17 protein-coding genes and 1 pseudogene are annotated in these 17,119 nt (G+C 64.7%); 9 read left to right on the forward strand and 9 right to left on the reverse strand.

The features are described 5' to 3' along the window. Nucleotides 1–84: 84 nt before the first annotated feature. The 4 genes from AC127K_RS07765 (at nucleotide 85) to AC127K_RS07780 (ending at nucleotide 4,494) form a co-directional block, all read left to right on the forward strand. Nucleotides 85–1,776 carry a phospho-sugar mutase gene (locus AC127K_RS07765; protein ID WP_483720107.1) on the forward strand — a complete coding sequence of 564 codons (1,692 nt, stop codon included), beginning with the start codon at nucleotides 85–87 and terminating at the stop codon, nucleotides 1,774–1,776. An 8-nt stretch (nucleotides 1,777–1,784) separates the two neighbouring features. Then, nucleotides 1,785–2,705, forward strand: a complete 921-nt coding sequence (locus AC127K_RS07770; RefSeq protein ID WP_483720108.1) for a type I phosphomannose isomerase catalytic subunit — start codon at nucleotides 1,785–1,787, stop codon at nucleotides 2,703–2,705. Nucleotides 2,706–2,802: 97 nt separating this feature from the next. Beyond that, nucleotides 2,803–3,636 carry a TrmH family RNA methyltransferase gene (locus AC127K_RS07775; protein ID WP_483720109.1) on the forward strand — a complete coding sequence of 278 codons (834 nt, stop codon included), beginning with the start codon at nucleotides 2,803–2,805 and terminating at the stop codon, nucleotides 3,634–3,636. A gap of 174 nt (nucleotides 3,637–3,810) precedes the next feature. Next, nucleotides 3,811–4,494 (forward strand): carboxymuconolactone decarboxylase family protein, encoded by a 684-nt coding sequence (locus AC127K_RS07780; RefSeq protein ID WP_483720110.1) that lies wholly within the window; start codon nucleotides 3,811–3,813, stop codon nucleotides 4,492–4,494. 67 nt (nucleotides 4,495–4,561) lie between these two features. On the opposite strand, the pseudogene AC127K_RS07785 reads toward AC127K_RS07780, so the two are convergent. Further along, nucleotides 4,562–5,389, reverse strand: a pseudogene (locus AC127K_RS07785) (ABC transporter ATP-binding protein); the annotation flags it as partial. Nucleotides 5,390–5,842: 453 nt separating this feature from the next. Then, complete coding sequence (locus AC127K_RS07790) at nucleotides 5,843–6,328, reverse strand: MarR family winged helix-turn-helix transcriptional regulator (protein ID WP_483720111.1); 486 nt, start codon at nucleotides 6,326–6,328, stop codon at nucleotides 5,843–5,845. A 210-nt stretch (nucleotides 6,329–6,538) separates the two neighbouring features. On the opposite strand from AC127K_RS07790, the gene AC127K_RS07795 reads away from it, so the two are divergent. The 4 genes from AC127K_RS07795 to AC127K_RS07810 all read left to right on the forward strand — a co-directional run bounded on the left by AC127K_RS07795 (nucleotide 6,539) and on the right by AC127K_RS07810 (nucleotide 9,177). Further along, nucleotides 6,539–7,576, forward strand: a complete 1,038-nt coding sequence (locus AC127K_RS07795; protein ID WP_483720112.1) for an alcohol dehydrogenase — start codon at nucleotides 6,539–6,541, stop codon at nucleotides 7,574–7,576. Between the two features lie 63 nt (nucleotides 7,577–7,639). Then, nucleotides 7,640–8,062: a MarR family winged helix-turn-helix transcriptional regulator gene (locus AC127K_RS07800; RefSeq protein WP_483720113.1), complete on the forward strand. Its 423-nt coding sequence runs from the start codon at nucleotides 7,640–7,642 to the stop codon at nucleotides 8,060–8,062. Between the two features lie 135 nt (nucleotides 8,063–8,197). Then, on the forward strand, nucleotides 8,198–8,551 hold the full coding sequence (locus AC127K_RS07805) for an MATE family efflux transporter (protein ID WP_483720114.1): 354 nt from the start codon (nucleotides 8,198–8,200) through the stop codon (nucleotides 8,549–8,551). Nucleotides 8,552–8,697: 146 nt separating this feature from the next. After that, the gene (locus AC127K_RS07810) at nucleotides 8,698–9,177 is read left to right on the forward strand and encodes an MATE family efflux transporter (protein ID WP_483720115.1); all 480 of its coding nucleotides are present in this window, start codon (nucleotides 8,698–8,700) and stop codon (nucleotides 9,175–9,177) included. A 47-nt stretch (nucleotides 9,178–9,224) separates the two neighbouring features. Here the strand turns inward: AC127K_RS07810 and AC127K_RS07815 are convergent, their stop codons facing one another. Both AC127K_RS07815 and AC127K_RS07820 read right to left on the reverse strand, forming a co-directional pair. After that, entirely contained in the window at nucleotides 9,225–10,631 is a 1,407-nt protein-coding gene (locus AC127K_RS07815) for an MATE family efflux transporter (protein ID WP_483720116.1), read from the reverse strand. Between the two features lie 128 nt (nucleotides 10,632–10,759). Further along, on the reverse strand, nucleotides 10,760–11,728 hold the full coding sequence (locus AC127K_RS07820; RefSeq protein ID WP_483720117.1) for a M50 family metallopeptidase: 969 nt from the start codon (nucleotides 11,726–11,728) through the stop codon (nucleotides 10,760–10,762). 338 nt (nucleotides 11,729–12,066) lie between these two features. Here AC127K_RS07820 and AC127K_RS07825 point away from each other — a divergent pair, with 338 nt between their 5' ends. Beyond that, a complete protein-coding gene (locus AC127K_RS07825) occupies nucleotides 12,067–13,917 on the forward strand; it encodes a glycoside hydrolase family 2 protein (protein ID WP_483720118.1) in 1,851 nt (616 codons plus the stop codon). A gap of 64 nt (nucleotides 13,918–13,981) precedes the next feature. Here the strand turns inward: AC127K_RS07825 and AC127K_RS07830 are convergent, their stop codons facing one another. The 5 genes from AC127K_RS07830 to AC127K_RS07850 all read right to left on the reverse strand — a co-directional run bounded on the left by AC127K_RS07830 (nucleotide 13,982) and on the right by AC127K_RS07850 (nucleotide 17,050). Further along, nucleotides 13,982–14,350: a hypothetical protein gene (locus tag AC127K_RS07830; protein WP_294538744.1), complete on the reverse strand. Its 369-nt coding sequence runs from the start codon at nucleotides 14,348–14,350 to the stop codon at nucleotides 13,982–13,984. Between the two features lie 16 nt (nucleotides 14,351–14,366). Further along, complete coding sequence (locus AC127K_RS07835; protein ID WP_483720119.1) at nucleotides 14,367–14,612, reverse strand: hypothetical protein; 246 nt, start codon at nucleotides 14,610–14,612, stop codon at nucleotides 14,367–14,369. Between the two features lie 172 nt (nucleotides 14,613–14,784). Continuing rightward, complete coding sequence (locus AC127K_RS07840) at nucleotides 14,785–15,303, reverse strand: hypothetical protein (RefSeq protein WP_483720121.1); 519 nt, start codon at nucleotides 15,301–15,303, stop codon at nucleotides 14,785–14,787. Next, entirely contained in the window at nucleotides 15,300–16,382 is a 1,083-nt protein-coding gene (locus tag AC127K_RS07845; protein ID WP_483720122.1) for a HAMP domain-containing sensor histidine kinase, read from the reverse strand. The genes AC127K_RS07840 and AC127K_RS07845 overlap by 4 nt, the downstream gene beginning before the upstream one ends. Next, on the reverse strand, nucleotides 16,379–17,050 hold the full coding sequence (locus AC127K_RS07850) for a response regulator transcription factor (protein WP_483720123.1): 672 nt from the start codon (nucleotides 17,048–17,050) through the stop codon (nucleotides 16,379–16,381). The genes AC127K_RS07845 and AC127K_RS07850 overlap by 4 nt, the downstream gene beginning before the upstream one ends. Nucleotides 17,051–17,119 lie beyond the last annotated feature (69 nt).

Genomic DNA, 17,119 nt, shown 5'->3' on the forward strand with positions numbered 1-17,119 from the left:
GTTCCGGAATGGGCCGCTGTATCTCGGGCGGCGGGCCGTCCGCACCATGAGATTTTTTCTGATCAACAACGGGAGTGTGACAGTATGAATACCATCGAAACCCGCTATCAGGCATGGCTGGCCCAGCCCGGCCTGCCTGACGATCTGGCCGAGGAGCTGCGCAGCATCGCCCAGGACCCCGAAGCCGTCAGTGACCGCTTTTACCGCGACCTGGCCTTCGGCACCGGCGGCCTGCGCGGGGTGATCGGCGCGGGCACCAACCGCATGAACATCTACACCGTGCGCAAGGCCACCCAGGGTCTGGCCGATTACCTCAATTCCACCACCCTGCCCAAAAAGGTGGCCATCGCCCATGACAGCCGCCATAAGGGCGACCTCTTTGCCCGGGAGACCGCCCGGGTGCTGGCGGCCAACGGCATCACCGCCTATCTGTACCCCCGGCTGGAACCCACCCCCGCCCTGTCCTGGGCGGTGCGGTACCTGGGCTGCGGGGCGGGCGTCTGCGTCACCGCCAGCCATAACCCTGCCAAGTACAACGGCTACAAGGTCTATGGCGCCGACGGCTGCCAGATCACCCTGGAAGCCGCCGAAAAGATCCTGGCCGCCATCGAGGCGGTGGATATCTTTGCAGGCGTGAAGCTGGCCGACTATGACGCCGCTCTGGCCGACGGCCGCATCGTCACCATCGGGGACGACTGCCTGGATGCCTTTGTGGACGCCGTCTACGCCCAGCGGGTGGGGGACGGCGCCGGCACCGCCGACCTGAAACTGGTCTATACCCCCCTCAACGGCTCCGGCCTGGAATGCGTGCGCAAGCTGCTGGCCAAGCTGGGGGTCACCCACATGACGGTGGTCCCCGAACAGGAAAAGCCGGACGGGGATTTCCCCACCTGCCCCTACCCCAACCCGGAGATCCGGGAAGCCATGGAAAAGGGCCTGGAACTGTGCGACACCGTCCACCCGGACCTGCTGCTGGGCACCGACCCCGACTGTGACCGCTGCGGCACCGCCGTGCCCGACGGCAAGGGCGGCTACCGGCTCATCACCGGCAACGAGATGGGCATCATCCTGCTGGATTACATCTGCCGCACCCGCATCGCCCGGGGCACCATGCCCGCGGACCCGGTGGCGGTGACCACCATCGTCTCCACCGATATGGCCACCCCGGTGGCCAAAAAGTACGGGGTGGAGCTGCGCCGCACCCTCACCGGCTTCAAGTTCATCGGGGAGCAGATCGGCAAGCTGGAAGCCGAAGGCCGGGTGGACCGGTACATCTTCGGCTTTGAGGAAAGCTACGGCTACCTGTCCGGCCCCCACGTGCGGGACAAAGACGCGGTGAACGCCACCCTGCTGGTCTGCGAGGCCGCCGCCTGGTACGCCCAGCAGGGCATGACCCTGCTGGATGCCATCGAGGCGCTGTACAAGGAATTCGGCTACTACCGCAATGCCCTGTCCTCCTTCACCTTTGAAGGGGAGAGCGGCATGCACACCATGCAGCAGCTCATGGCCGGCCTGCGGGCCCAGGCCCCGTCGGAGATCGCCGGCTGCCGGGTGGAAGAAGCGGTGGACTACAACGTTCCCGGCGGCCACAACGGGCTGCCCATGGCCGATGTGCTGGAATACCGTCTGGCCGGCGGCCACAAGTTCATGGTCCGTCCCTCCGGCACCGAGCCCAAGATCAAGGTTTACCTCTCCGCCGTCGGCAAGAGCGAGGCCGAAGCTGACGCGGTCAACGAAAAACTGGCCGCCGCTGCGGCCGAAATGATGAAAGGATGAAATCCATCATGGCTATGTTCAAACTCAGACCCAGCTGCAAGGATTATCTGTGGGGCGGGTCCCGCCTGCGCACCGATTTCGGCATCGAAAGCGACCTGAACCCCCTGGCCGAAGCCTGGATGCTCTCCTGCCATCCCGACGGCCCCTCCTACCTTGTGGGCGGGGAGGACGACGGCAAGACCCTGGCCCAGTATATCGAGGAAAAGGGTAAGGACATCCTGGGTACCGACTGCCAGAAGTTCGAGCAGTTCCCCGTCCTGACCAAATTCATCGACGCCAAGGGCAACCTGTCCATCCAGGTGCACCCCTCCGACGAGTACGCCCTGGAACATGAGCACCAGTACGGCAAGACCGAAGTGTGGTACATCCTGGACTGCGAGCCCGGTGCCTTCCTGTACTATGGTTTCGACCATGAGATCAGCAAGGAAGAATTCGAGCGCCGCATCAAGGACAACACCCTCACCGAAGTGCTCAACGCCGCCCCGGTGCACAAGGGGGATGTCTTCTTCATCCCCTCCGGCACCCTGCATGCCATCTGCCAGGGCATCGTCATTGCGGAGATCCAGCAGAACTCCAACGTCACCTACCGGGTCTATGACTACGGCCGGGTGGGCGCCGACGGCAAGCCCCGGGCGCTGCACATCCCCCAGGCCCTGGCCGTGACCAAGTGTGAGCCCCCCACGGAACATGATTTCGGCGGGCATATGGCCCAGTGCCCCTACTTCACGGTGGACGTGAAGGAGAACGGCTTTACCGGGACCGCGGGCGCCGAGAGCTTTGTCTCCCTGCTCATCGTGGAAGGCGAAGGCACCGTGACCTGCGGCGGCCAGACCCTGCCGGTGAAGAAGGGCGACAGCGTCTTCATCACCGCCGACAGCGGCGAATTCACCGTGGCCGGCACCCTGCGCACCCTCTGCACCCGGGTGTAAGGCGGGTTGACAGCCCTTTCCCCAAAGGTTTATCATCAGACCGTCCGGTGTGCCCCACCGGACGGTTTTTGCGTTGTGCCGAAAGGAGTTTTCCCCCATGCCGCCCATCATCGAAATTCACGACCTGAACCTGCCGGAACTGGCCCCCTTTGACCGCCTCACCGAGGCCCAGCTGCGCAGCAGCACCGAGCGGGAACACGGCCTGTTCGTTGCCGAAAGCCCCAAGGTCATCGGCAGTGCCCTGGACGCCGGATGCGAGCCCCTGGCCTTCCTCATGGAGCGCCGCCAGATCACCGGCCCCGCCGCCCCGGTGCTGGCCCGCTGCCCGGAAGTCCCGGTGTACACCGGGGACCGGGCGCTGCTGGCCTCCCTCACCGGCTACACCCTCACCCGGGGGGTGCTGTGTGCCATGGCCCGTCCGGCCCCCCGCAGGGCGGAGGAGATCTGCCGGGATGCCCGCCGGGTGGCGGTGCTGGAGAACATCGTGGATTCCACCAACGTGGGGGCGGTGTTCCGCTCGGCGGCGGCCATGGGGGTGGACGGGGTGCTGCTCAGCCCCTCCTGCTGTGACCCGCTGTGCCGTCGGGCGGTGCGGGTGAGCATGGGCACCGTGTTCGCGGTGCCCTGGGCCCGCCTGGGCGAAACGAAGGAGGACTGGCCGGAAAAGGGGCTGGCCAGCCTGGAAGAATGGGGCTTTGCCACGGCGGCCCTGGCGCTGAACGAACACTCCCTGCGCATCGACGACCCCCGCCTTGCGGCCGAACCCAGGCTGGCCATGGTGCTGGGCACCGAGGGGGACGGTCTGGCCCCGGACACCATCGCCCGGTGCCGCTACACCGTGCGCATCCCCATGCGGCCGGGGGTGGATTCCCTCAACGTGGCGGCGGCCGGAGCGGTGGCCTTCTGGCAGCTGTGCGGGAAGAATCTGTAAAATACAATCCGTATAATTTTATACAAAGATTACGCGCCGGCCCGGGAAGCATTTTTCCAGGACCGGCGCTTTGCCATGCCCCGGGGGCATGGGACCTATACCAACCAGGCAGTGGACTTTTGGGCGGCAGGGGCGGTACAATACAGGTAATCCTCAAGGAAAGAAGTGTTTTGTATGGACTACCGCCGTACCGACCCGGAATTTGCCGCCCTGGCCGAAGCCTTTGCCCGCCATGAGGTGCCCGGGGACCCGGACTGCACCCTGGACCCCGTCACCCGGAGTCTGGCTGTGCTGGCCACTCTGGTGGGCTGCCAGGGGGTGGAGCTGTTCAAACTGGTCCTGCCCGAAGCCCTGGATGCCGGACTGACCCCGGTCATGGCCAAGGAACTGGTCTACCAGGGGGTGGACTACCTGGGTCTTGGCCGGGTGCTGCCCTTTGTGGACGCCGTGAATCAGGTGCTCACCGCTCGGGGCGTGGCCCTGCCCCTGCCGTCCCAGTCCACCACCACCCCCGAAACCCGGCTGGAAAAGGGGGTGGATGCCCAGGTGACCATCTTCGGGGACGGGATGCGGGATGCATGGCGCCAGGGCACCATCAACCGGTGGCTGGGGGCCAACTGCTTCGGGGACTACTACACCCGCACCGGGCTGGACCTGCGCCAGCGGGAGCTCATCACCTTCTGCTTCCTGGCCGCCCAGGGCGGCTGCGAACCCCAGCTCACCGCCCACGCCAAAGGCAACATGAACCTGGGCAACGACGAAGCATTCCTCACCAGGGTGGTGCTGAACTGCCTGCCCTACATCGGCTACCCCCGCAGCCTCAACGCCCTGACCTGCATCCGCAACGCCCGGACCTGACCGCAAAAAAGCAAGAAAACCCCCGTCTGCCCAAGCAGACGGGGGTTTTTGCGGTGAGAAGGGGGCGTTACACGCTCACGTCCTCGAACTGGCTGTTGTACAGGTCGGCGTAGAAGCCGCCCGCCTCCAGCAGCTGGTCGTGGGTGCCCTGCTCCACAATGTCGCCGTCCCGCATGACCAGGATCAGGTCGCTGTCCTTGATGGTGGACAGGCGGTGGGCGATGACGAAGCTGGTGCGCCCGCGCATGAGATTGTCCATGGCGGTCTGGATCTGCTCCTCGGTGCGGGTATCCACCGAGCTGGTGGCTTCGTCCAGGATGAGGATGCGGTTGTCCGCCAGGATGGCCCGGGCGATGGTCAGCAGCTGCTTCTGGCCCTGGCTCACGTTGCTGGCCTCCTCGTTGATGACCATGTTGTACCCACCCGGCAAGGTGCGGATGAAATGGTCCGCCTTGGCGGCTCTGGCCGCGGCGATGACCTCCTCATCGGTGGCGTCCAGACGGCCGTAGCGGATGTTCTCCATGATAGTGCCCTGGAACAGCCAGGTGTCCTGCAGCACCATGCCGAAGCCCTCCCGCATGGGGGAACGGTCGAATTCCCGCACATCGTGGCCGTTCAGAAGGATGCGGCCGGCATCCACGTCATAGAACCGCATGAGCAGCTTGACGATGGTGGTCTTGCCCGCGCCGGTGGGGCCCACGATGGCCACCTTCTGCCCGGGCTGCACCGTGCAGGAGAAATCCCGGATGATGGTCTTGTCGGGGGTGTAGCCGAAGCGCACATGGTCAAAGGTGACCTGCCCGTTGATGAGGGCGGGGTCGGCGGGGGTGCCGGCGGCGTGCTGGTCCTCCTCCGGCTCGGCCAGAAACTCAAACACCCGCTCTGCCGCGGCAGCCTGCCGGAGCTGGTCCGCTGCGGTCTGCAGCCGGGCGGGCAGGGCGTTGACCGTCTGCACCGCCCCGTCCAGGCCGGGGGCCGCCTCCTGGCCCTGGCCCGCGGCCATGGCGTAGAGCACCATGTCCGGGGTGGAGAAGAGCTCCTCCAGCGCCGCCCGGTCCGCCCCGGCGGTCAGGGTGCGCAGGCCGTTTTCGTCGGCGGGGGAGAAGGCCGCCTCCGCCTGTGCGGCGTCCTCCTGGGGCATGAGCCATTCCAGGGCCTGCAGGGTGTCGGCCCGCACCGTGTGGGGCACGGTGCTCTCGATGCCGCCCATCTGGATGCCCACGTCCACAATGTCCGATGTGTACCCGGGCAGGCTCAGATCGCACCAGGCCTGCAGCAGCAACAGGACAAAGATGACCAGGCAGGTTTTCCAGCGGCTGGCCAGCAGCCGAAAGATCTTTTGCATGGGTTACTCCTTTCGTTGGGCCCGACGGGCCTCGTTTTCCGCCTGCACGGCCTCCTGGAACCGGGCCCAGTTGCGGGTAAAGCTGCGCAGGGTCTCCGGGTCCATCCGCCGTGCAATGGCGTAGGCATAGTCGGTCACCGCCCGCTCACAGCGCTCGTGGGCCTGCAGCCCCGCCTGGGTCAGGCGGACGGTGGTCTTGCGGCGGTCGTCGGGGTCTGGTTCCCGGCGGATCAGTCCGTCCTGTTCCAGGATGCGCAGCGCCCGGGACACCGCCTGGGGGGAATCGTACATCCGGCAGTTCAGCTCGGACACCGGCACCGCTCCCTCCCGCCCGCTGTGCTGGATGGCGATGTACAGCCGGTGCAGCATGTCAAAGTGGCAGCGGGGGGCATCGGCCAGGATGTCGGTCATGCCTGCGTGCAGGCTGCGCTTGGTCTGCATGATCTGGTGGAACAGCTCCCGGGCCATGGTGGTTTCGGTGGAATCCATGGACATCCTCCTTTTTATTTATCTATAGTTAACTATTAACGCGTGTTGTATTATAGTCCGGCCCCGGCCCGCCTGCAAGGGCGGGGCCCGTTTGTTTGAAATTTGTTTACAATTTTCACAAAAAACGGCGGTCATTTTTGGGCATTGCCCCCGCCGGTCCGCCGTGGTACACTCAAAGAAAAACGCTGTTTTCCGGAAGGAGAGGATACCATGCTGGCCTATACCTATGTGGAACAAGGGCATTTTGAACTGCGGGACAAGCCCCGCCCCACCCTGCAGGGGCCCAAGGATGCCATCGTCCGGGTGACGCTGTCCAGCATCTGCACCAGTGACCTGCACATCAAGCACGGGGCGGTGCCCCGGGCGGTGCCGGGGATCACGGTGGGCCACGAGCTGGTGGGGGTGGTGGAGGAAACCGGTCCCGCCGTTGCCAATGTCCGCCCCGGGGACCGGGTGGCGGTGAATGTGGAGACCTACTGCGGGGACTGTTTCTTCTGCCGCCACGGCTGGGTGAACAACTGCACCGATCCGGACGGGGGCTGGGCCCTGGGCTGCCGCATCGACGGCGGGCAGGCGGAGTATGTGCGGGTGCCCCACGCCGACACCGGCCTGACCCGGATTCCGGATACGGTCACCGACGCCCAGGCCCTCTTTGTGGGGGATCTGCTGGCCACCGGCTACTGGGCGGCGGACATCGGGGAAATTCATAAGGGGGACACGGTGCTGATTTTAGGCGCCGGCCCCACCGGCCTGTGCACCCTGCAGTGCGTGCAGCTGAAAGAACCCGGCCGGATCATCGTCTGTGAGAAGGACCCCGACCGGCTGGCCTTTGTGCGCACCCATTACCCCCAGGTGCTGGCCGTGCCGCCGGAGGGGCTGCCGGAATTTGTGCGGGCGAACAGTGACCACGGCGGCGCCGACGCGGTGCTGGAAGTGGCGGGCACCGAGGACACCTTCCGTCTGGCCTGGGCGTGTGCCCGCCCCAACGCGGTGGTCACCATCGTGGCCATGTACGACCGCCCCCAGACCCTGCCTTTGCCGGACATGTACGGCAAGAACCTGATCTTCAAGACCGGCGGGGTGGACGGCTGCCATTGTCAGGAGACCCTGGACCTCATCGCCGCGGGCAAAATCGACACCACCCCCCTCATCACCCACACCTTCCCCCTGCAGGAGATCGACAAAGCCTATGATCTCTTTGAGCACCGGCGGGACAAGGTCATCAAGGTGGCCATCCAAAACACCTGACCCCCTTGACAGACGGGGGAAAATGGCCTATTCTTAGGTAACTAAGTATTGGGAGGGAGCGCCATGGAACACGACCGGCACGCCGCGCGGTATGTGAGCAAGCTGTCCAACAAGCTGCGCCGCCAGATGGAATCCTTTTCCACCAAAGGGCAGATGAGCGGTGCCCAGGGCAAGGTGCTCCACTTTCTGCTGGCCCAGAAAGGGGACGTGTTCCAGAAGGACGTGGAGGAGGAATACTCCCTGCGGCCCTCCTCCGCCACCCAGCTGCTGCAGAAGATGGAGCAGGACGGGCTCATCCGGCGGGAATCCCTGCCCGGGGACGCCCGCCGCAAGCGCATCGTGGTCTGCCCCAAGGGGCTGGCCTACAAGACCGCGGTCATGGAGGACATCCGCACCCTGGAAGCCCAACTGACCAAAGGCATCGACCCCGACGACCTGGAGACCTTTCTGCGGGTCATGGAACAGATGCTCAAAAACATTCCCTGAACCCAAGGGCTGCCGGTGGGGCACAACGCCCGCCGGCGGCCCTTTCCCGGCCCCAATACTTAGGAAACTAATATACTCAGGAGGCACCCATGCAAACTACCCAGGTGGATTACCGGAAACGGGCCGCTGTTCCCCATGATCCTGCGCTTTTCCATCCCTGCGGCCATCTCCCTGCTCATCACCGCCGTCTACAACATTGTGGACCGGATCTTTGTGGGCAACTGGGTGGGCACCTCGGCCCTGGCGGGGCTGTCGGTGTGTTTTCCCCTGTCCTACATGATGATGGCCTTCGGGCTCATGTGCAGCGCCGGCGGCTCCACCTGTTTCAGCCTTTTTTCCGGCCAGGGAGAGACCAGGCGGATGAACCGGGCTTTCGGCAACGCCTTTGTGCTGGTCTGTGCCTTTGAACTGCTCCTGTCCGCCTTTCTGCTCCTCTTCACCGACCCGCTGCTCCGGCTCTTCGGCGTCACCGCCACCGCCTACCCCTAACGCGGTGGTCTACTACCGCATCGTGGCGCTGGGGTGCCTTTTCCAGGGATTGTCCCAGCTTTTCTGTGATTTTGTCCGGGTGTCCGGCAAGCCGGTGCTGGGCATGTGCGTCACCGGCATCGGGGCGGTCACCAATATTGTGCTGGATGCGGTCTTCATCATCGGCTTTCACTGGGGGGGCGGGGGCCGCCCTGGCCACCGTCATCGGCCAGTGCCTCTCCGCCGCCTTCGGGACCTTTCTGGTGCTGGGGGGTCATATCCTGGTCAAAGTCTCCCCGGACATCTTCCGCCTCAAGAAGCGGCTGAGCGGCAACATCCTCTCCTGCGGGTTCGCCTTCTGGGTGGCCCAGATGGCCATGGGCTTCATCAGCCTGGTGTACAACAGCCAGCTGGGCCGCTACGGCGGGGACATCGCCATCAGTGTGTATGCGGTCATTTCCAGCATCATGACCTTCGTCATCATGCCCGCCAGCGGCATCAGCCAGGGCATCCAGCCCATCCTGGGCAACAACTACGGCTGCGGCAACTACAAGCGGGTCATGCAGACCTTCCGTCAGGCCACCGTCCTCTCCCTGGTGCTGGTCTTACAGGAACAGCGCCGGATGTACGCAAAACGCCCCGCATAAAAAATGCCCCGGACCCATCAGGTCCGGGGTGTTTTCTGTATACAGGATCAGGTTTTGGCCGCCTGTGCCGCCTCCATGGCGGACAGTTCGAGCATGACGGTGCGGCGCATGGTCAGGTAGCAGGCCAGCCCGCCGATGACGTTGGAGATGGGCTCGGCCAGAAAGACCCCGTTGACCCCCAGCCCCGCCAGATGGGGCAGGATCAGGGTCAGGGGCACCACGATGATGGCCTTGCGCAGCAAAGAGAAAAAGACGGCCATCCTGGCCTTGTTCAGCGATTTGAAGACGCTCTGGCCGGAGAACTGGAAGGCCATCATGACGAACCCGAAGAAGTAGATGTGCAAGGAGGGCACGGCGGCGGCCAGCAGGTCGGGGTCGTGGTTGAAGATCATGATGAAGAGGGAGGGGAAGAGGCTGATGCACCCCCAGATGAGCAGGGTGTAGGCGAAGCCCAGCTGGGTCATGAACCGGATGGCTTTGCGCACCCGGGGCACGCTGCGGGCGCCGTAGTTGTAGCTGATGATGGGGGAAGCGCCGTCGGACAGGGCCATGACCGGGGTCTGGGCGATCTGCCGCACCGAGTTGATGACCGTCATGACGCTGATGTACAGGTCGCCCCCGAAGGTGCGCAGGGTGGCGTTGCAGACCACCTGCACCAGACTGTCGGTGAAGGACATGACAAAGCTGGAAGTGCCCAGCACCGCAATGCGGCGGATGCATCCCCAGTCGGGGGTAAAGCCCCGGAACTGCAGTTTCAGCTCGGTCTTGGGGCCAGTGAGGAACCGCAGCACCCACAGAGCCGAAAGCCCCTGGGAAAGGATGGTGGCGATGGCCGCCCCCTGCACCCCCAGCCCGCAGGCGAAGATCAAAACGGGGTCCAGGGCGATGTTCACCGCCGCCCCCAGCAGCACGGTGAGCATGCCGGTTCTGGCAAAGCCCTGGCAGTTGATGTAAGGGTTGAGCCCTAAGGAAGTCATCACAAAGACGGTGCCCAGCAGGTAGATGACCAGGTAGGAGGCCGCATAGGGGTAGGTGGCGTCGCTGGCCCCCAGCAGATACAGGATGGGCTTGTGAAAGAGGATGCCCAGCACGGTCAGCCCCAGCCCGCAGACCACCAGCATGAAGTAGGCGTTGGACATGATCTTCCGGGCCCGGTCCTGGTCTCCTTCCCCCCGGGCGATGGAACACAAAGGCGACCCGCCCACCCCGAAGAGGTTGGCAAAGGCGGTGACCAGGGTGATGACCGGAAAGCAGAGCCCCAGCCCCGCCAGGGCCAGGGTGCCTTCCCCGGGCAGCTTGCCGATGTAGATGCGGTCCACAATGTTGTACAGAAGGTTCAGCACCTGGGCCACCAGCATGGGCGCCGCCACGGCCAGCACGTTTTGCCGCACGTCCCCCTTGGAAAAATCCACCTGCCCGCTCCCCCGGGAATCGGTGTGGTTGTGAAACAGCATGGGGTCATCTCCTCAGTGAAGGGTTTGAAAAAATGGTGTAAAATTCAGTATACCACATTCCGGCCCCCGCTGTCGAATCCGCCCATAAAAAAGCCCTCCCCGCCGGAACGGGAAGGGAAAGGGGAACCTCAGCCCATGTACAGGCCCAGAAGCAGGCACCCCACGAAGGTCAGGACCAGCAGCAGCCGGCACAGGATCTGGAACAGGCAGACCCCCAGCCAGAACAACCCTTCCGCTCCGCCGTGGAGCAGCATGCGGCGGGATCTGGGGTTGCGCAGGGCGCTGAGGGCAAAGTCGCTGAAAGAGGGGATGCCCAGCAGGGAGGAAAGGGCGGTGTCGCCGTCCAGCCCGGAGGTGGGCAGCAGGTTGCTCGCCGCCAGAAACAGATTCCACACGCAGGCGGTGGCAAAGGTCCAGCCCGCATCACCGGGCAGGCGGGACAAAAGGGCGCACAGTCCGGCAATGCACAGGTTCATCTCGATGCCTGCCAGCGCGATCTGGGTGCGGCGGGCGCGGTGGTGGATCTCGCTCTGGGAGACATAGGCCCCCACAGGCAGGATGCCCACCAGCAGGATGCCCACGTCCGCCACCTTGCACCGGTAGGCGATGGCGGCGCAGAAATGCCCCAGCTCATGCAGGAATATGGAGACCAGGATCATCAGCAGATAGGGGATGGGGGGATAGCGCAGGTTGAACCGGGAGAAGGCATGTCCCAGGCTGAAAGCCCCGGCCGCGGACAGAAACAGGCACAGGTAGGGCAGCAGCTGGTTGAAGGCGGTGCAGGGGCCCCGGAATGCCCGGGACCGGTCACCCACCACAAACAGGACCAGCCGCCCGAAGGGAAATCCCAGCTGCAGATGGCTGGTGGAGATCAGCCGGCACTTTTTCAGATCCCGGATGATGCGGGTGACTTCCCGGCGGGGAAGCCCCTGCTTGTAGAAATCATGGCAGCCGTCGGCTATGAGCAGCAGGTCGTAGATCTGGTCCCCGATGTCAAAGGTCTCTCCGCGGGCATTTTCCGCAAAGAACCCGTCATCCTCACCCTCATCGTTCTCATAGGTGCCCAGTTTGACGCCGTCCAGCAGCAGGGGATACATGGCAGACCTCCTCTTGTTTGGGTCAATGGATTGGCGGCGGAAACGGAAGTTGTTTCCTATTATACCGAATCCTGTCGAAGGATACAAGGCGCGCCGGACAGGGAAAGACCCATGGACGGATCCGCCGCGGCGTGGTAGGATACTGGTATGGAAAACATGGCAACCAGACCCGCCTACCGGGGCGCCAGGAAGCCGGCGGGGCCGCGGGCGCCGGAGGACGATGCCTGAAAAATGGAATTTTGTCCATCCTTTGCAATTGTGCCCATGGTCTTTGCCCCCGGCACCGTCTATACTGGAACAGACGACCGGAACAATCATTTTTTGAGGAGGATGTCCCCATGCGCACCTATCTTTCGCTGACCCGGTGGCAGTTCAGCACCCAGCACCAGCCGGACTGGGACCATGCCCGCCAGGTGACCCTGCCCCACACCTGGAACATCGAACCCGGGACCGAAGAACTGTACGGCACCGCCTGCTACCGCTGCATCCTGCCGCCCTGCCCGGGCACCCGGCATTTTGTGCGGTTCGGCGCTGTCAGCCGGGATGCCTGTGTCTGGCTGAACGGGCAGGTGCTGGACCTGCACAGCATGTCCGCCTACACCCCCTTCACGGTGGAACTGACCCCGGCGTGGGACCCGACGGGAGAAAACGAGCTGCGGGTCACGGCCAACAACAGCTTCTCCGCCAAAGCCCTGCCCTGCGGAAGCAGTTTTGACTGGCCCAACGACGGCGGCCTGATCCGCCCGGTGGAGCTCTGGGGCAGCGGCAGCCATATCCTTGCCGCCTGCCGGGTGACGGCCAACCCCTTCATTCCCGCCCTGGGGGCGCGGGTGGATGGGGGCACCGCCGGCTTTACGGCTTCGGGGCACATCGACGGCGAGGACGACGTCCCCCTGACCCTGGTGTGGAAGGTCACCGCCGGCACGCCGGAAGAACCCGGCGCCACGGTGGAGGAAGGGGAGCTGGCCTGCGAGGCGGGGGACTTTGCCCTGCCCGTGCGGACCTGGCAGCAGATCCGGTTCTGGCATTTTGACGCGCCCAACCTCTACACCCTGTCCCTGGAACTGTACCGGGACGGGGTCTGCCTGGACGGCACCACCACCGTGTTCGGTTTCCGGCAGCTGCGGCTGCAGGGACCCCGGCTCTACCTCAACGGGGAGCAGGTGCGCCTGTGCGGTACCGAGTGGATGCCCGGTTCCGACCCCGGCTACGGGCTGGCGGAACCGGTGGAACAGCTGGAAAAGATGCTCACCCTGCTCAAGAAGTCCAACTGTGTGCTCACCCGCTTCCACTGGCAGCAGGACGACCGGGTGTATGACTGGTGCGACCGCCACGGCATCCTGGTGCAGGAGGAGGTGCCCTTCTGGGGCAAGGAACCCCCGGTGGCCACACCGCGGCAGATGGTCACCTCCGCCATGCAGGTGGAGGAGATGATCCGGGCCCACAGCAACCATCCCAGCATCATTGCCTGGGGCGTGGGCAACGAGCTGGACGCGCAGGCGCCCATGACCCGCTGCTACATCCAGCAGGCGGTGGTGCGCACCCGGGAGGAGGATCCCAGCCGGTTCGTGAACTACGTCACCAACACCATCTACGCCAACCCCGCCCGGGACGGCACCGTGTACGGGGACATCCTGATGATCAACGATTATATCGGCACCTGGCACGGGGACCTGAACCCGAAGGAAGAGTGGCGGAAGATCCTGGAAAAGAACCCCGGCCGGGCCATCATTCCCGCCGAGTTCGGCCTGTGTGAACCGGCCTTTGCGGGGGGCGACGAGCGCCGGGAGGATATTTTCCGGGAAAAGATGAACCAGTACCGGGGCATCCCCAACATTGTGGGCACCATCTATTTCTGCCTCAACGACTACCGCACCCAGATGGGGGAGGACGGAAGCGGCCGGATGCGCCGCCGGGTCCACGGCTCCACCGACCTGTGGGGACAGCCCAAGGGCTCCTACCAGGCGGTGCGGGAGGAATGTGCCCCCCTGCTGGTCCGCCCCGGCCCCGCGGGGGTGAAGCTGATCTGCCGCAATACCATCCCCTCCTACACGGTGCAGGGGTATGTGATCCGCAAGGGGGACAAGACCATTCCCATCCCCACCCTGCATCCCGGGGAAAGCTGGCTGTGCACCGAGCTGCATGGCACCGATTTCACCATCCTGCGTCCCACCGGGTTCCCGGTATAAGCAAAAGCCCCGCGCCCCGGCCTGTTCAGGCCGGGGCGCGGGGCTTTGCCGGGAAAGTGCCGGGTTATTCCAGCCCCCGGATGGCGGGGATCAGGCAGAGCAGCAGCACCAGCCCCACAATGCCCACGGCGATGCCGGGGGCCATCATCTCCCAGATCATGCACATGCACATGCCCACGCCCAGCACCATGGCCCCGGCCACCCCCAGCAGGGTGATGCCGATGGTCCGGGCGCTGAAGACGATGGCGGGTTTGCCGTCCATTTTGCGGCGCACCAGCACCATGGCCAGCAGCACCGCCGCCCCCACCAGCCCGATGGCAATGCCCTGGGGCATCATGCCCCAGTCGGGCAGCAGGGCCATGCAGACCCCCAGGGCAAACAGGATGCCCCCCACCGTGCTCAGAATCAGCGAAACAAAATCCTTCTTTTTCATACGTACCTCCTGCCGTTCACGCTTTGCGGTCGTCGTCCCGCTCCAGAAAGGCGCTGACAAAGGCGGTCTCCACAGCCTTGTATCCCCGCACCGCCCCGCGCTCCACCTTCCGGTACGCCCCGGTCACCGCCGGACCCAGGGGCCCGGTCTTCAGGGAACCGCTCGGTTCCAGAAAGGTGCGGGTGAACCGGCGCTCCGCCGCACGGTACGCCCGGATCAGGGTGCGGCCCAGGGGGCCGGGTTTCAGTCTGTATCCGCTCATGGTCAAAACCTCCTGTCTGTGTTGGCCGGGGACCTTCCCCGGATGACGGCATCAGTATAGGCTGGTTTTGCTTGGGGTTTGTTTGGGTTTTGTTTGTCTTTTGTTAAAAATGCGCTCCGGCGCGCAAGCAAAGAAAAATCCCGGCGCCTCCTGGGGAGGCGCCGGGATTTTGTCACAGCAGGGCGTGGCCTTTTTCACACAGCTGGTAGATCTGGTCGTACTGGGCATCCAGCAGGGAACGGGTCTTTTCGGTGCGGCGGCGCAGCACCTGCCGGTGCACGAACAGGGGCAGGATCCACCCCGCGAACCCGGGCACCGCCAGCAGGACCATCAGGTTGTAGAGGGGCGGCTGATGGGTGACCGCAAACACCGCCCCCGCCATGAAGGCGGTGCCCAGCAGGGCGGTGAGCAGCGCCCACAGGGACGCCGCCTGCCCGGGGGCTTTTTCCAGCCGGTCCGCCTGGGCCAGACAGGCCTCAAAGTGGCGCTGCAGCCGGGTCAGTTCCATCTTGTTCAGGATCTTGCGGTCCCGCTTCAGGTACAGCGTCACCCGGTGCCCCCGCACCCGGGCGGGGCGGTTGGGGTCCGGCACCCAGCCGAAGCTTTCGTACCCGTCCAGCACAAAGGAGGCCCGCTCCTCCGGCAGGGTCAGTTCCCGGTATTCGTATCCGATATAGGGGATCCCGGTCATGGCGCCGCCTCCTTCCGGGGCGAAAGAGGCAGGCGCACGGTGAAGGTGCTGCCCTGCCCGGGGGTGCTCTGCACCCCGATGCTCCCGTCCGAAAGTTCCAGGACCCGCCGCACCAGGGCCAGACCCAGGCCGTTGCCCTCGGTGGCGTGGGAGGTGTCCCCCTGGTAGAACTTGTCAAAGATGCGCCGGCGGGTGGCCTCGTCCATGCCGCAGCCGGTGTCCGCCACCGTCACGGTGAGCTCCCCCTCCCAGGAGGTCTGCCGCAGCACCACCCGCCCCCCGGCGGGGGTGAACTTCATGGCGTTGGACAGCAGGTTGGTCCACACCAGTTCCAGCAGCCCCTCGTCGGCGCACAGGATGACCCGGTCCTCCAGCTCGGCCTCAAAGTCGATCTGCTTTTTCTCCCACACATCCTCAAACTGCACCGCGCAGGCGCACAGCTGGGCGCAGACATCGTAGGGCCTGGGCAGCGGCTGGATGACCTGTTTTTCCAGCTTGTTCAGCTTGAGCATGTTGGTGATCAGGCTGGAAAGCCGCCGGGTGGCCTGCAGGATGGTGTCGGTGCATTCCCGGCGCTCCTGTTCGGAAAGGCTCTCCCGGCGCAGCAGCTCGGCGTTGGTCTGGATCACCGCCAAAGGGGTCTTGATCTCGTGGGAGACATTGGAGAAAAAGTCGGTCTTGAGGGTCTCGATGCTGCCCAGCTCCCCCACCATGGTGTTGAAATCCTCGGTCAGGGCGTCCAGATGGGTCATGCGGCCGGCGGGGTGCCGGGGTGGCAGATACACCGAAAAATCTCCCCCGGCCACCCGGCGGGCGGCCTCGGACAGTTCCTCCACCGGCCGCTGGTACCGCCGGCGCACCACCAGCCCGGTGACCAGGGTGCAGGCCAGGGACGCCAGCACCCAGAACACCAGCACCGCCGCCGTGTTGGCCGGGGGCAGGCTGCGGTAGTCGATGACCTGGCCGATCATCATCATCTGGACGGTGGTCAGCAGGGCAAACAGTACAAAGAAGAGGGCAAAGGCAGACAGGGGAAACAGCGGCTGCTTCACCCGTTTGTCGGCATAGGTCTTTCTCATCCCAGCACCGCCTTGTAGCCCAGGCCCCGCACCGTGCGGATCTCAAAGCCGGTGCACAGGGCAAATTTGTCCCGCAGTTTGGTGATGTACACGTCCACCGCCCGCAGCCCGGTGTCCGACTCCACCCCCCAGAACTCGTCCATGAGCTGGGCCCGGGTGAAGGTCTTGTTGGGGTAGGACAGCAGCTTGTACAGGATGTTGAACTCCCGGGTGGTCACCGGGACCTCGGTCCCGTCCACGGCGGCGGTCATGGCGTCGGCGTCCAGCACCAGATTCCCCACCGTCAGCTTACGGTCCGCCTGGATGCGGGCCCTGCGCAGCAGCGCCCGCACCCGCAGCACCAGCTCGTCCAGCTCGATGGGCTTGACCATGTAATCGTCGATGCCCAGGCGGAACCCCCGCTGCTTGGCGGGCAGGTCGTCCCGGGCGGACATGAACAGGATGGGGATGGTCTTGTTCACCCGGCGCACGTTCTCCGCAAAGGCAAAGCCGTCCATCCCCGGCAGCATGATGTCCGAGATGATGAGATCGTACAGGGTGTTGTACAGCTCGTCGTAGGCGGCGTTGGCGTCCAGGCAGCCCCTGGCCGCAAAACCGCTGTCGTTCAGGCAGGTGCACACCGCCCGGTTCAGCTTGGCGTCATCTTCCAGCACCAGAATATGAAACATCCCCGCGCCCTCCTTTTCTGCCTTTGATTATACCTCCAAAACCGGGATTTTCCCATCCCGGCAGCCATT

Source organism: Subdoligranulum sp. DSM 23681 (assembly GCF_057005535.1).

What these genes read in the sequence shown, in the direction of transcription:
- AC127K_RS07790 (WP_483720111.1), bottom strand. Translation starts at nt 6,328, where the DNA reads ATGGATTCCACCGAAACCACCATGGCCCGGGAGCTGTTCCACCAGATC.
- AC127K_RS07830 (WP_294538744.1), bottom strand. Translation starts at nt 14,350, where the DNA reads ATGAAAAAGAAGGATTTTGTTTCGCTGATTCTGAGCACGGTGGGGGGC.
- AC127K_RS07815 (WP_483720116.1), bottom strand. Translation starts at nt 10,631, where the DNA reads ATGCTGTTTCACAACCACACCGATTCCCGGGGGAGCGGGCAGGTGGAT.
- AC127K_RS07850 (WP_483720123.1), bottom strand. Translation starts at nt 17,050, where the DNA reads ATGTTTCATATTCTGGTGCTGGAAGATGACGCCAAGCTGAACCGGGCG.
- AC127K_RS07795 (WP_483720112.1), top strand. Translation starts at nt 6,539, where the DNA reads ATGCTGGCCTATACCTATGTGGAACAAGGGCATTTTGAACTGCGGGAC.
- AC127K_RS07805 (WP_483720114.1), top strand. Translation starts at nt 8,198, where the DNA reads ATGATCCTGCGCTTTTCCATCCCTGCGGCCATCTCCCTGCTCATCACC.
- AC127K_RS07835 (WP_483720119.1), bottom strand. Translation starts at nt 14,612, where the DNA reads ATGAGCGGATACAGACTGAAACCCGGCCCCCTGGGCCGCACCCTGATC.
- AC127K_RS07840 (WP_483720121.1), bottom strand. Translation starts at nt 15,303, where the DNA reads ATGACCGGGATCCCCTATATCGGATACGAATACCGGGAACTGACCCTG.
- AC127K_RS07825 (WP_483720118.1), top strand. Translation starts at nt 12,067, where the DNA reads ATGCGCACCTATCTTTCGCTGACCCGGTGGCAGTTCAGCACCCAGCAC.
- AC127K_RS07770 (WP_483720108.1), top strand. Translation starts at nt 1,785, where the DNA reads ATGGCTATGTTCAAACTCAGACCCAGCTGCAAGGATTATCTGTGGGGC.
- AC127K_RS07820 (WP_483720117.1), bottom strand. Translation starts at nt 11,728, where the DNA reads ATGTATCCCCTGCTGCTGGACGGCGTCAAACTGGGCACCTATGAGAAC.
- AC127K_RS07800 (WP_483720113.1), top strand. Translation starts at nt 7,640, where the DNA reads ATGGAACACGACCGGCACGCCGCGCGGTATGTGAGCAAGCTGTCCAAC.
- AC127K_RS07765 (WP_483720107.1), top strand. Translation starts at nt 85, where the DNA reads ATGAATACCATCGAAACCCGCTATCAGGCATGGCTGGCCCAGCCCGGC.
- AC127K_RS07845 (WP_483720122.1), bottom strand. Translation starts at nt 16,382, where the DNA reads ATGAGAAAGACCTATGCCGACAAACGGGTGAAGCAGCCGCTGTTTCCC.
- AC127K_RS07775 (WP_483720109.1), top strand. Translation starts at nt 2,803, where the DNA reads ATGCCGCCCATCATCGAAATTCACGACCTGAACCTGCCGGAACTGGCC.
- AC127K_RS07810 (WP_483720115.1), top strand. Translation starts at nt 8,698, where the DNA reads ATGCGGTCTTCATCATCGGCTTTCACTGGGGGGGCGGGGGCCGCCCTG.
- AC127K_RS07780 (WP_483720110.1), top strand. Translation starts at nt 3,811, where the DNA reads ATGGACTACCGCCGTACCGACCCGGAATTTGCCGCCCTGGCCGAAGCC.